At 42.8% G+C, this 13,770-nt stretch carries 12 protein-coding genes; 5 read left to right on the top strand and 7 right to left on the bottom strand.

Features of this window, described 5'->3' with window-relative positions:
* Positions 1-37: 37 nt before the first annotated feature.
* Complete coding sequence (tetR, locus tag ACE2AL_RS17345; protein WP_375083723.1) at positions 38-637, top strand: tetracycline resistance transcriptional repressor TetR; 600 nt, start codon at positions 38-40, stop codon at positions 635-637.
* 51 nt (positions 638-688) lie between these two features.
* Here tetR and ACE2AL_RS17340 read toward each other — a convergent pair whose 3' ends face one another.
* The 5 genes from ACE2AL_RS17340 to frdA all read right to left on the bottom strand — a co-directional run bounded on the left by ACE2AL_RS17340 (position 689) and on the right by frdA (position 4,734).
* Positions 689-1,087 carry a hypothetical protein gene (locus ACE2AL_RS17340; RefSeq protein WP_375083722.1) on the bottom strand — a complete coding sequence of 133 codons (399 nt, stop codon included), beginning with the start codon at positions 1,085-1,087 and terminating at the stop codon, positions 689-691.
* A 344-nt stretch (positions 1,088-1,431) separates the two neighbouring features.
* A complete protein-coding gene (gene frdD / locus ACE2AL_RS17335; RefSeq protein ID WP_206083482.1) occupies positions 1,432-1,785 on the bottom strand; it encodes a fumarate reductase subunit FrdD in 354 nt (117 codons plus the stop codon).
* A 15-nt stretch (positions 1,786-1,800) separates the two neighbouring features.
* On the bottom strand, positions 1,801-2,196 hold the full coding sequence (gene frdC, locus ACE2AL_RS17330) for a fumarate reductase subunit FrdC (protein ID WP_004258617.1): 396 nt from the start codon (positions 2,194-2,196) through the stop codon (positions 1,801-1,803).
* A gap of 14 nt (positions 2,197-2,210) precedes the next feature.
* Positions 2,211-2,945, bottom strand: a complete 735-nt coding sequence (locus tag ACE2AL_RS17325; RefSeq protein ID WP_004258616.1) for a succinate dehydrogenase/fumarate reductase iron-sulfur subunit — start codon at positions 2,943-2,945, stop codon at positions 2,211-2,213.
* Positions 2,938-4,734 (bottom strand): fumarate reductase (quinol) flavoprotein subunit, encoded by a 1,797-nt coding sequence (gene frdA / locus ACE2AL_RS17320; RefSeq protein ID WP_206083483.1) that lies wholly within the window; start codon positions 4,732-4,734, stop codon positions 2,938-2,940. The genes ACE2AL_RS17325 and frdA overlap by 8 nt, the downstream gene beginning before the upstream one ends.
* A gap of 833 nt (positions 4,735-5,567) precedes the next feature.
* Between frdA and epmA the strand changes: the two genes are divergently transcribed.
* Positions 5,568-6,545 (top strand): elongation factor P--(R)-beta-lysine ligase, encoded by a 978-nt coding sequence (gene epmA, locus ACE2AL_RS17315; RefSeq protein WP_206083484.1) that lies wholly within the window; start codon positions 5,568-5,570, stop codon positions 6,543-6,545.
* Positions 6,546-6,617: 72 nt separating this feature from the next.
* Here epmA and glpQ read toward each other — a convergent pair whose 3' ends face one another.
* Positions 6,618-7,691 (bottom strand): glycerophosphodiester phosphodiesterase, encoded by a 1,074-nt coding sequence (gene glpQ / locus ACE2AL_RS17310; protein ID WP_375083721.1) that lies wholly within the window; start codon positions 7,689-7,691, stop codon positions 6,618-6,620.
* A gap of 92 nt (positions 7,692-7,783) precedes the next feature.
* Positions 7,784-9,133, bottom strand: a complete 1,350-nt coding sequence (glpT, locus tag ACE2AL_RS17305; RefSeq protein WP_375083720.1) for a glycerol-3-phosphate transporter — start codon at positions 9,131-9,133, stop codon at positions 7,784-7,786.
* A gap of 437 nt (positions 9,134-9,570) precedes the next feature.
* On the opposite strand from glpT, the gene glpA reads away from it, so the two are divergent.
* The 3 genes from glpA to glpC are packed head-to-tail and all read left to right on the top strand — an operon-like array spanning position 9,571 to position 13,701.
* A complete protein-coding gene (gene glpA / locus ACE2AL_RS17300) occupies positions 9,571-11,226 on the top strand; it encodes an anaerobic glycerol-3-phosphate dehydrogenase subunit A (RefSeq protein WP_272539308.1) in 1,656 nt (551 codons plus the stop codon).
* The gene (gene glpB, locus ACE2AL_RS17295) at positions 11,216-12,511 is read left to right on the top strand and encodes a glycerol-3-phosphate dehydrogenase subunit GlpB (RefSeq protein ID WP_206083488.1); all 1,296 of its coding nucleotides are present in this window, start codon (positions 11,216-11,218) and stop codon (positions 12,509-12,511) included. Before glpA ends, glpB begins: the two co-directional genes overlap by 11 nt.
* On the top strand, positions 12,508-13,701 hold the full coding sequence (glpC, locus tag ACE2AL_RS17290; protein WP_206083489.1) for an anaerobic glycerol-3-phosphate dehydrogenase subunit GlpC: 1,194 nt from the start codon (positions 12,508-12,510) through the stop codon (positions 13,699-13,701). Before glpB ends, glpC begins: the two co-directional genes overlap by 4 nt.
* The last annotated feature ends 69 nt before the right edge of the window (positions 13,702-13,770 follow it).

Genomic DNA, 13,770 nt, shown 5'->3' with positions numbered 1-13,770 from the left:
AGTGATAGAGTGTCAATCAGAAAATAAGGGGACAACTATGGCGCGATTAAATAAAGAGACGATTATTACAGCCGCTTTAGACTTACTAAATGAAGTGGGGATGGAAGGGGTAACAACGCGAAAGCTAGCTCAAAAACTAGGCGTAGAGCAGCCAACGTTGTACTGGCATGTGAAAAATAAGCGGGCTTTGTTGGATGAATTATCCGTTGAAATGCTAAAGCGCCATCATGACCACCCATTGCCAAAAGACAGTGAGACATGGCAGGAATTTTTGCGAAATAATGCGTTAAGCTTCCGTCGAGCGCTATTGAGCTACCGAGATGGGGCAAAAGTACATCTAGGGACTCGGCCTAGTGCGGAGCAATATTTCACAGTAGAAACCCAGCTGCAATTTATGGTGGATAACGGTTTTTCATTAAAAACGGGTTTGTATGCGATTAGTGCAGTGGGGCATTTTACATTGGGAAGCGTACTTGAGCAGCAAGAACATCGTGCTGCACAGGGAGAGAGAGAACAGAACGATGAGAATGTAATGCCCCCATTATTAAAATCGGCGCTTCAAATCATGGATAATGATGATGGAACTGAGGCTTTTTTGTTTGGTTTAGATGCATTAATTCAAGGGATTAAACCTTAATCTTTAAGGTATGGCAAATAAGCGCAAAGCCATACCTTAAACAATGGAAAACTATTTAGAGCATTGCTTATCTATTTGGCGTTTTCTATCGACTACTTTTTGTGCCGTTTGCATCGCCAATTGTTGGTCTGCTTGCATTCTTTTTGCGAATGCTTCAGGGTCATTACCCACTAACTCATAGAACAATTTATACTCAAGTGGTGCAACACACTTACATTTTTTCTCAACAGCCGCTTGTTGCTTTGCCTGTTTTTTATCTACTGAAGATTGTGCTTCCCCTGCCATGGGCAAATAACTGTAGGTGTTTGTGCTGACACATTCATTATAGAAATCTTTTTCGGTTGGCATTTCATTAGCACTTTCATTTCCCGTGGAAAACGAATTGGCATGGGCGGGTAATATTATGACTCCAGAAAGAAACAGCGAAATAAATAATCCTTTAAATTTCATTTTATTTTCTCTTACCATGAGTGATATAAAAATAGAGACGGTTAGTCTCTAACTTGTTTAAGTAAATATGATTAGTTTAACTTATTGATTTAAATTGGATAAATTAAGTTTTTATTATCCTTTACTTATCATAACAAGCCGATTTTTTATAACAACTGAGGTTAGTCTGAATATTCTGGATTTAAAATAAACGCCATTTTAGAACCGATAATCTCTATTTATGCGTAGTTTAAGTATTATTTTCTATTTTAATTTGCGATTAAAATTTAATTTTCTAGCAATAAAAAAATACCCCATACGCTTTCACATATGGGGTATTGATACGTATTTAAATTATTGCGTGATTACAGGGTGAATACACCAATCAGAGCAATAACACTAATGATTGCAGAACCGCCGTAAAAAACCCATTTTGTCGCAGGGACATGGATTTTAAAATCATGCAGTGTATGGTGAATACGGTGCATACCACACCAAACTGGCAGGATAATCATCAGTAATAAGAAAACACGGCCGATAAAGCTTTGGCTAAATGCCATAATGCGCTCATAGCTCAGCATCTCTGGTGCAACACCCAGTGGAATTAAAATTCCTAATAGAATGATGATTGCAGGGCCAATCACGGCGCTCCACATACCACCTGCACCAAATAATCCCCAGAAAATCGGCTCATCGGAACGTTTAGGCGTTAGATTCATCAGATTCTCCTTAGATTAAAATAACAATGCGATAGCTAAGATTGCTGCGGTAACAACAATCGTGAGAGCCCAGAAGCCTTTAACGATAGGCTCATCAGACATTTTCTTATCTTTCACAATAATACTGACGGCCTTTGGTGCAAGGTTGAACCACGTTGTGGTGTGCAGCAATGTAGCAGCCAGTGTAATAATGTTAATGATAAGAATGATTGGGTTACTTAAGAACCCAACAAAGCCAGCCCATGATTCAGGACCGCTTTTTAGCGCAAATACCCCATACAGGACTAAAATACTGAACCAGACCTGAAGGACTGAGGTGCTTTCACGCATGATGTAAAAGCGGTAGAAACCCAGCTTTTGCCACCAGTCGCCCTTCATTTCTCTGACATAGGGTTTACGTTTCGTAGTCATGACTTCAATTCTCCTTATCGTGGCTTCAGCATGGCGATAACAAAGTCTTGCGCGCTGGCAACTTTTCCTTGCTGAATAGCGCCAGCAGGGTCGACATGCTTAGGACAGACTTCAGAACAGTAGCCTACAAACGTACAGCTCCAGACACCATTGTCACCATTTAATAAGGTCATGCGCTCTTTCGCACCATGGTCTCGGTTATCTAAATTGTAGCGCTCTGCCAATGTGATTGCTGCTGGGCCGATGAACTCTGGGTTCAGTCCAAACTGTGGGCAAGCTGCATAGCACAGACCACAGTTGATACAGCCTGAGAACTGATGGTATTTGGCCATCTGTGCAGGCGTTTGTTTGTTTGGACCCTCAGAAGGTTTACGATCATTACCGATGATGTACGGTTTGATGGCTTCTAAACGCTCAATAAAGTGAGTCATATCAACAACAAGGTCACGTTCGATTGGGAAGTTACCTAATGGCTCAACTTTCATACCTTGCGGGTATTCACGCAGGAATGTTTTACACGCCAGTTTAGGCACTTTATCGACCATCATACCGCAAGAACCACAAATCGCCATACGACAAGACCAACGGTAAGACAGGTCTGGAGCGAGGTTATCTTTGATATAGCCTAATGCATCTAACAAAGAAGTTTGCTCGTCGTAAGGGACATCATACGTCACCAAATGGGGCTCACTATCCGTTTCCGGATTGTAACGCATGATCTCCATTTTTAGGTGTTTCATATCATCCATTAGCTTGCTCCTTCTTTGCCTTATCTTGAGCTTCAGCTTCGGCACCGTAAACACGTTTAGCTGGCTGAGATTTCGTGATTTTCACATCACTGTATTCTAAACGAGGGGAGCCCTCTGGGTTATAGAATGCCAAAGTATGTTTAAGGAAATTCACATCATCACGCTCAGTGCAGCCTTCGTCCAGACGTTGGTGAGCACCACGTGATTCTTTTCGGTTAATTGCAGAGTGAGCCATACATTCCGCCACATCAAGGCCAAAGCCTAATTCAATGGTATACAGTAGGTCAGTGTTAAAGACGCTGCTATGGTCAGTAATTTCGACGTGTTTAAAGCGTTCTTTCAGTTCGGCAATCTTATCAACGGTTTTTTGCATTAACTCAGGTGTACGGTAGATACCGCAACCTTCTTCCATTGAAATACCCATTTCATCGCGAATTTTCGACCAGCTCTCTTTCCCTTTCTGGTTCATGAGTTTTTGCAGGTCATTTTCGATATCGCGGGTACGTGCTTCAATGGCGCTGGCATTTGCAGGGGTTGCTTCGGCGGCATGGCGTGCAGCTTCTTCACCCGCTAAACGACCAAATACCACCAGTTCTGCCAGTGAGTTAGAACCTAAACGGTTTGCACCGTGCAAGCCAACAGAAGAACACTCACCCACTGCAAATAGGCCTTTAATGCGTGTTTCAGTGCGTTGATCTGTTTCGATACCACCCATGGTGTAGTGAGCGGTTGGACGGACAGGAATTGGGTCTGTTACTGGGTCAACGCCCACGTAAGCTTTCGCTAATTCACAAATGAACGGTAAACGCTCATGGAGTTTTTCTGCCCCTAGATGGCGAAGATCCAGATACACAACATCACCACGGTGTGTGCTAATGGTGCGTCCTGCTCGCCATTCGTGCCAGAAAGCTTGAGAAACTTTGTCACGAGGACCGAGTTCCATATACTTGTTTTCTGGTTTACCAAGTGGTGTCTCAGGGCCCATTCCGTAGTCTTGCAGGTAACGGTAGCCATCTTTGTTAACCAGAATACCACCTTCACCACGACAACCTTCGGTCATTAAGATACCTGAACCTGGTAATCCAGTTGGGTGATATTGAACAAATTCCATATCGCGCAGTGGTACGCCATGGCGGAATGCCATACCCATACCATCACCAGTTACAATACCACCATTGGTGTTATAACGATAAACACGGCCTGCACCACCCGTCGCCATCACGATCGCATTTGCACGAATTTGAACTTTCGTACCTTCCATCATGTTAAGTGCAACGAGTCCACGAGCTTGACCTTCATCAACAATGATATCGAGAACAAAATGCTCATCAAAACGTTGAATTTGAGGGTATTTTAATGATGTCTGGAAGAGTGTATGGAGCATGTGGAAGCCGGTTTTATCGGCAGCGAACCATGTGCGCTCAATTTTCATCCCACCGAAGCGGCGAACGTTAACTGAACCATCTGGTTTACGGCTCCACGGGCAACCCCATAATTCGAGTTGGGTCATCTCTGTTGGGCAATGTTCGACGAAATAATCGACGACATCTTGCTCACACAGCCAATCCCCACCTGCGACAGTATCATTAAAATGATAGTCATAGGAGTCATGAGCCTGAGTAACTGCGGCTGATCCTCCCTCTGCTGCCACGGTGTGGCTACGCATTGGGTATACTTTTGAGACCAGAGCAATCTTGATATTGGGATTTGCTTCAGCGGCAGCAATCGCTGCACGTAAGCCTGCGCCCCCGGCCCCGATAATCGCTAAATCGGCATTGAAGGTTTGCACTGCGCTTCTCCATTGTTCAAGTGTAAATTGATAAATTCTTTTAAATACTTTTGATAATTAGCTAGGTCATTTTCAATTCAACCTAATGTCAAATTGTCAAATCTCTCTTTTTTAATAGTAAATAATATAATAGCTAATAATGACTTATCGTGCTGTGAATTATAACGAATAGTCCAAGAGATAAATTTGATATAGAGGGGGGTTTTGGGTGAATTTACCCACGAAATGTGAGGTGGGTCATCTTTTTATAAAATGTTTTTACAATGAGAGTATTTTTAGCGTGTTAAGAATGAATAAAAAGAAATTTCAAATGATTATCATTATTTTTACATAAAAAGGCAGGATTAAAAACCAAGTAAACTAGTCGGATTTTATTCAAAGTAAGAGGATAATACTGTTATTTGCTGTGAAGATTTTAATTCATCTCGAATATTAAATTGGGACTTGCTTCACTCTTTATTTAAATACACTTTTTTATTTTTTAATTTCTCTATTTTAACGTATTGAGAAAGCGAATTGTTTCATTTTTTTGTTAACAGCTTTGTCACATAATATAAGGAATAATCATGTTTTCCCTCGCATAAACCCAGACGTTTAACATGACCTTACGACGTTATTTTTAGGTAAAAGCCCCGTTATCTGTAAAGGTTTGCTTAATCGAGTAAAGCCGAGGATAATCATGCCATCTTTACTCACCCTTAGTATGAAGAAGCCTGATTATTTCTTGATGGTGTTTTGCACTAGATAAATGTGCTTTTAAGCATACGAATGCATTGTGCGTCGTCCGAGAGGTGAGTACACTGCACGACTAAGTTTATTTTGGAGTCATCTTAATGAGTGATATAGCGAATTGGCAGCCAACCGCCCCCATCGCTAACCTGTTACAGCGTGCAAAAATTATTGCTGAAATCAGACGTTTTTTTACTGATCGCTGTGTACTAGAGGTCGAAACCCCCGCAATGAGTCAGGCTACTGTGACTGACTTTCACCTAGTGCCATTTGAAACACGTTTTGTGGGCCCAGGCGCTGCGCAAGGCATCAATCTTTACTTGATGACCAGTCCTGAATACCATATGAAACGCTTACTTGCTGCTGGCAGTGGGCCGATATATCAGCTTGGCAAAAGCTTTCGTAATGAAGAAGCGGGTAGGCACCACAATCCAGAATTTACGATGCTGGAGTGGTATCGCCCACACTTTGATATGTATCGCTTAATTAATGAGGTGGATGACTTATTGCAACAAGTGCTGGAATGTGAAAGTGCAGAGCTTCTTTCCTACCAACAGGCTTTTTTACGCCATTTAGATATCGACCCGTTATCCGCAGAAAAAAGTGAACTGCGCGAAGTGGCGGCACGCCTTGATTTAAGCAATATAGCTGCTCATGAAGAAGATAAAGATACGCTTTTACAGCTGCTGTTTACGATGGGAGTTGAGCCACATATTGGTAAAGAAAAGCCCGCTGTTGTGTATCACTTCCCTGCCACTCAAGCTTCTTTAGCGGTGATTAGCACTGAAGACCATCGCGTCGCAGAACGTTTTGAAGTGTATTATAAAGGTATGGAGTTGGCTAATGGCTTCCATGAATTGACGGATGCGAGCGAACAGCGCCAACGTTTTGAACAAGATAACCGTAAGCGTGCAGCGATGGGGCTATCTGTTCAACCGATTGATGAACATTTATTAGCGGCATTAGAACATGGATTGCCTGATTGCTCGGGTGTTGCTGTCGGGGTTGATCGCTTGATTATGATTGCGTTAAATGCTGAAAGGATCAGTGATGTGATTGCTTTTCCTGTCACGATTGCATAACGCTTATCAAGCTTATAGCTCGTTATATAATGCAGCCAAATGGCTGCATTATTGTTTTTGGCACGGAAGCGATTATTTCTGCTTCTGTTGCTCTAAGAACTTAACCCCTAGATCAGGGAAGTCGGTAAAGGCACCATCAACATCGGCCTGGTTGTATATGATGTCATAAAGCTGTTGCCCATCTTTGGCATATTTAGGTAGTTTATCGACACGAATAGTGAATGGGTGAACCGCCATGTTGTTTTTGTGGGCTTCTTTTACCATACCATTCACTTTGATATTATTTGGAGTGGAATCTTCATTAATTAACATATGATAATCAGGGCCAATACCATCTGCATAAGTTGCAATTTCTTTCATCGCACCTGGTTTCATCATCCAATCGTAATTATAGTTTACCCATGTTCCATCTGGTTTCTTCTCTTGTGTTTCTTCCCAATCGGTATAGGCAATCAATTGAACTAATTTAAGGTTCATCCCCATTTCAGGCATTAATGTGTTTTTGATGCGTTTTAGATCATTGGGATCAAAAGATTGCAGATAAACATTCGAGTCTTTATCTGTGTAACCATACGCTTTTAACACCTCTAGGGTTTTCTTGGTAATATCTTTGCCTTCTTGCTGGTGGAACCAAGGCGCTTTAATTTCTGGATAAATACCAATATTTTTGCCCGTTGATTTGTTCAAGCCTTGAACAAACTCAATTTCTTCTTGGAAGGTGTGAACACGGAAATCAGATTTACCCATAGGGAAACGGTTCGGATAGCTTTGGACTTTCTTACCATCAACAATATCGAACCCTTCTGTGAACTTCAGGGATTTAATTTCTGGCAGCGTAAAGTCAATCGCATAATAACGGCCATCTTTTCGTGCGCGATCGGGGAATCGCTCAGCCACATCTGTTACGCGGTCAAGATAATGGTCATGTAGCACAACCAGCTCATTATCTTTCGTCATCACTAAATCTTGTTCTAGAAAATCTGCACCTTGTGCATAAGCCATCGCTTTAGCGGGTAAGGTGTGTTCAGGTAAGTAACCACTTGCACCACGATGGGCAATGACCACCTTGTTTGTCGCTTGCGCGGCTGCGGACACTGACATCACTAAAACCATACTTGCCACCAACGTTTTTAATGGAAAGCTCATGATTATATCTCCTTGGCACTTTTTGGATAAAAAAAAGGCTATATCATTATGATATAGCCCTCAGGTTTAGCGTTTATTCATAAACGAAATGTTTATTGAGAGTTCGCTAATTCGCGTTTGTGTTTGCTTTCGCTAATCATAACGATAAACAGCAGAACAACAGCAAGGGCTGAACCACCAATCATCACAGCGAAACCACCGTCCCAACCGAAGTAGTCAACGGTATAACCAACGATAGCACTTGCAGCTACTGAACCACCGAGGTAGCCGAATAGACCCGTAAAGCCAGCCGCAGTACCTGCTGCTTTTTTCGGTGCAAGTTCAAGGGCGTGCAAGCCAATTAGCATGACAGGGCCATAGATTAAGAAACCGATGATTAACATACAGGCCATATCGATATTTGGGTTACCTGCTGGGTTCATCCAGAACACGATAGTCGCGATGGTGACAAGAACCATGAAGAATACACCTGTTGCGCCACGGTTACCGCGGAACACTTTATCCGACATCCAACCACATAATAGTGTGCCTGGGATACCAGCGTATTCATATAAGAAGTAAGCCCATGAAGATTTATCCATTGCGAAGTGTTTAACTTCACGCAGATAAGTTGGTGACCAGTCAAGAACACCATAACGTAATAAGTATACGAATACGTTAGCAATCGCAATCATCCATAACAGTTTGTTCGGGAAAACATACTTCATGAAGATTTCTTTTGCAGTCAACTCTTGTTCATCAGATGCTTTATAGTCTGTTGGATAGTCGTTTTTGTACTCTTCGATTGGAGGAAGACCACAAGATTGCGGGGTATCGCGCATTAACGCAAATGCAATGATTGCAACGAGGATAGCAGCCAATGCAGGCATATACAGTGCGGCTTTCCAGTCGTTAAACCATGCCATACCTAACATAAATAGTAATGGCGGGATACCACCACCGACGTTGTGTGCACAGTTCCAAACCGAAACGATACCACCACGTTCTTTTTGTGACCACCAGTGAACCATGGTACGTCCACAAGGAGGCCAACCCATACCTTGGAACCAACCACAAAGGAACAGTAATACGAACATTACCATTATGCTCGATGTCGCCCATGGCACGAAGCCCATGATCAACATCACTGCGGAGGCTAGTATCAAACCAGCAGGTAGGAAGTAACGAGGGTTCGCGCGGTCAGAGAATGACCCCATGATAAATTTAGAAAAACCGTAAGCAATTGAAATTCCTGATAAGGCGAAACCTAAGTCACCTTTAGAAAACCCTTGCTCAACAAGGTATGGCATTGCTAAGGCAAAGTTCTTTCGGACGAGATAATACGCTGCGTAACCAAAGAAAATACCCATGAAGATCTGCCAACGAAGCTTACGATAGACGGGGTCTACCTTATCAGCTGGCAGCCTCTCTATATGAGGTGCTGGTTTAAAAATGCTTAACATATACGCCTCCGATGGCATGCTAATATTTATTTACACTTGATCGCTCTCGGTGCTGAGAAAGATTGAGTGTTTATTATTGGTGAAGTAACAAAAACGAAAACAATCGAGTAATTTAAGAGCTTTTATTTTCTTAATTGCTCTAAATTGTAGTCATTAAAAAACAATTTATCTGTAATCCAACGCACAATTATTGATTTTGTTTATGAAGTTGCATAGTAAATGACATTTGTGAATGGAATGGAACTAGAAATGTTAATTATTTTGTGATTCTCATCACGATTCTGTTCTTTTTAACCCTAAAAATGTACAGATCGCTTTCGTTTTTGTTCCTTATCAAACATTGAGCACGTTTCTGGTCTATATTTAATAATAGATTATAAAAATAGAATCTATACTTATCGATTATAGAAATTATTTATTAATGTGAGGAATGTGACATGAATGGCTCATCTGTGACTGAAACGGATGTCATCATTATCGGTGGTGGCGCAACAGGTGCAGGAGTCGCTCGTGACTGCGCTCGCCGAGGTTTAAGAACCGTTTTACTCGAAAGGCATGACATTGCGACTGGTGCAACAGGGCGTAACCATGGATTACTTCATAGTGGTGCACGTTATGCAGTGACCGACGGTGAATCTGCCAGAGAATGTATTGAAGAGAACAAAATCTTAAAGCGAATTGCTCATCATTGTATTGAGCGAACGGATGGTTTATTTATTACATTGCCTGAAGATAGCCTCGATTATCAGCAGAAATTTATCACGGCTTGCCAAAGTGCAGGTATTGACGCTAATGCCATTGACCCTGCAGAAGCTATCCGTCTTGAGCCATCAGTTAACCCCGCATTAATTGGTGCGGTTCGCGTGCCCGATGGCACCGTAGACCCATTCCGCTTAACGGCTGCAAATATGTTAGATGCCAGAGAACATGGTGCAAAAGTACTGACTTACCATGAGGTTATTGGCCTTATTCGCGATGGTGATACTGTTCGCGGTGTGACAGTTTACGACCATCAGGCAAAAAAACAGTATGACATTTACGCAGAAATTGTTGTTAACGCAGGCGGGATCTGGGGACAAAAAATTGCCGAATACGGTGAGCTAAAAATTAAAATGTTCCCTGCAAAAGGGGCATTGCTCATTTTAGGTCATCGGCTAAATAACATGGTGATCAACCGCTGCCGTAAGCCTGCGGATGCGGACATTTTAGTGCCTGGCGATACAATTTCGCTGATTGGAACGACTTCCACACACATTGAATATGACCAAATCGACAATATGTATGTCACCCCAGAAGAGGTTGATATTCTTATTCGTGAAGGTTCGATGTTATCACCCGCATTGGCGACAACGCGCATTTTACGCGCCTATGCAGGCGTTCGTCCCTTAGTAGCTAGCGATGATGACCCTTCAGGGCGAAATGTGAGCCGTGGAATAGTGCTTTTAGACCATGCGAAACGAGATGGGATGGAAGGCTTTATCACCATTACAGGCGGTAAATTAATGACTTATCGACTGATGGCAGAATGGGCAACGGATAAAGTCTGTGAAAAACTCGGTCATTCAGCAAAATGTACAACGGCTGAAGCTGCACTGCCAGGTTCTCAACACAGCGCGGAAGAAGCCTTGCGCAACGTGGTTTCTATACCTGCACCAATTCGTGGTTCTGCAGTTTACCGCCACGGTGACCGTGCTTCCGCTATTTTAAGTACCGATCGTTTAGATAAAAGTTTAGTGTGCGAATGTGAAGCTGTAACGGCAGGAGAAGTACGTTATGCCGTCAATTCACTCACTGTAAACAATTTATTGGATTTACGTCGCCGTACCCGCGTTGGGATGGGAACTTGCCAAGGAGAGCTGTGTGCTTGTCGAGCGGCAGGTTTACTCAATCGGTTTAATGTCACGACACCGCATGAAACTGAGCAGCAACTTGGTCATTTTCTCAATGAGCGTTGGAAGGGCGTTCGCCCCATCGCTTGGGGGGATGCATTGCGCGAAAGCGAGTTTACCAGTTGGGTTTATCATGGGTTATGTGGGATGAATGAAGCCACATTAGGCAAAGCATCTCAGAAGGAGGCGGATAATGAAATATGATGTGGTTGTGATGGGAGGTGGCCTCGCGGGGCTGCTTTGCGGTATTCGCCTAACCCAGTCTGGTCTATCTTGTGCGATGGTGAGTGCTGGGCAAAATGCGCTGCATTTTTCATCGGGTTCATTGGATTTATTAACGCATTTACCTGATGGCCAAATTGCAGAAAAACCACTGACAATGCTTAGTGAGTTAAAATCGCAAGCACCTTTTCACCCCTATAGTTTGATGGGGGAAAATCAAGTGACTGAGCTGGCTAGAATGGCAGAATCCATCTTGCAGCAAACGGGTATTCGCTTAAAAGGTTCTTGCGAAGAAAATCATTATCGCATCACGCCGTTAGGCCATAAACGCATGACGTGGCTGAGCCCTGAGTCAGTCCCTACCATTGGCTTACATCAAAAAATGGATGTCAGCAAAATTGCCGTTGTCGGTATTGAAGGGTTCTTGGATTTTCAGCCACAAATGGTAGCCGATGAGTTACAACGAGAAGGAATACAGGCAAGTGCTCATTATGTGCATTTGCCTCTACTTGACCGACTGCGCGAAAACCCAAGTGAGTTTAGAGCGATTAATGTCGCTCGTTGGCTCGACAGACCCGAAAACATGGACCAAATCGTTGGGGAGATTTCGCCATTAATTGCTGATGCCGAAGCTGTTTTTATGCCTGCTTGTATAGGGCTGGACAGCGAACAGCCAATGTTGGAATTACAGAAACGATTAGGTAAGCAACTGTATTTATTACCCACTTTACCACCTTCATTATTAGGTATTCGCCTGCATGAGATGCTATTACGTCAATTTCGTCGCCAAGGTGGGATTGTCATGCCAGGGGACAAAGTGACATCGGTAAATCATTCAGAAGGCCGTATTGAATCTGTGCAGACTCGTAATCACGGGGATATTTCGCTCAAGGCTAAACATTTTGTGTTGGCAACGGGGAGCTTCTTTAATAATGGTTTAGTCGCTGAGTTTGACCGTGTGTATGAACCGCTGATGAATTTAGATTTGTGTGAAATTTCAGAACGTGCGAAATGGACCAATCAAGAGTTTTTTGCTTCCCAACCTTATATGGCCTTTGGTGTGAAAACAGATGAAAATCTGCGGGCTCAAAAAGCGGGAAAAGCGATTGAAAACCTGTATGTTGCAGGAGCGGTACTTGGTGGCTTTGACCCATTAACCCAAGGCTGCGGTGCGGGGGTTTCAATGATTAGCGCATTATTTGCCGCGAATGAAATCATTAATGAAGTGAGTAAAAACAAAGCGATGCAGGTGGAGGTGGCACAATGAGTATTCAAGATGCAAGCTTTGAAAGCTGTATTAAATGCACGGTGTGCACGACATATTGCCCCGTCGCGAAAGTGAATCCATTGTATCCGGGCCCAAAACAAGCGGGGCCAGACGGTGAGCGTTTACGCTTAAAAGACCCGATGCTCTATGATGAAGCTCTTAAATATTGTACTAACTGTAAACGTTGTGAAGTTGCTTGCCCATCGGATGTAAAAATTGGCGATATTATTGCCCGTGCAAGAAATACCTATAGCCAGCAAAAACCGAAAATCCGCGATGCAATCCTCAGCCATACGGATTTAATGGGCTCACTTTCTACGCCATTTGCTCCCGTGGTAAATACTATTACAGGGTTAAAACCTGTTCGCCAAATTTTGGATAAGGCGTTAAAAATAGACCATCGCCGTGAATTGCCTAAATATTCATTTGGGACATTCCGTCGTTGGTATTCTAAGCAAGCGGCAGAACAAGCTAAATTTGAAGAGCAGGTTGCGTTTTTCCATGGTTGCTATGTCAATTATAATCACCCGCAGTTAGGGAAAGACTTAATTAAAGTCTTTAATGGGATGAATATTGGTGTGCAACTGCTTAAACGTGAAAAATGCTGTGGTGTTGCATTGATTGCTAACGGTTTTATGAAACAAGCGAAACGCCAAGCTAACGTTAACTTAGAATCACTCCAAGAAACGATCTTAGAAAAACATATACCTGTGGTCGCAACATCGTCGACGTGTACATTTACAATCCGTGATGAATATACCCATGTATTGGATGTAGATACCTCAGAAATGCGTGACAATATCGAGCTGGCAACGCGTTATATTTACCGTCTTTTAGAGCAGGGGCGAGAGCTTAAGTTGAAACACACACCATTAAAAGTCGCCTACCATACTCCATGCCACATGGAAAAAATGGGTTGGACATCTTATACGCTAGAGTTAATAAAACGCGTGCCTGGTGTTGAGTTAATAGTACTTGATTCCCAGTGCTGTGGTATTGCAGGGACTTACGGGTTTAAGAAAGAGAATTATGAAGTTTCACAAGGCATTGGTGCAGGGCTATTCCGCCAGATAGAGGAAAGTGGGGCTGATATGGTCATCACAGACTGTGAAACCTGTAAATGGCAAATTGAGATGTCCACAAGTAAGAAATGTGAGCACCCAATTTCACTCTTAGCAAAAGCATTATAGTTAACTGAATTGTAGGGTTGTTATTCTTTGTTTTAGCTGAGTTTAACCCAGTTGGAGATAGCATTTCGC

This window comes from Providencia xihuensis (assembly GCF_041953405.1).
Taxonomy (GTDB): domain Bacteria; phylum Pseudomonadota; class Gammaproteobacteria; order Enterobacterales; family Enterobacteriaceae; genus Providencia; species Providencia vermicola.
This window is presented reverse-complemented; position numbering and strand designations above follow the sequence as displayed.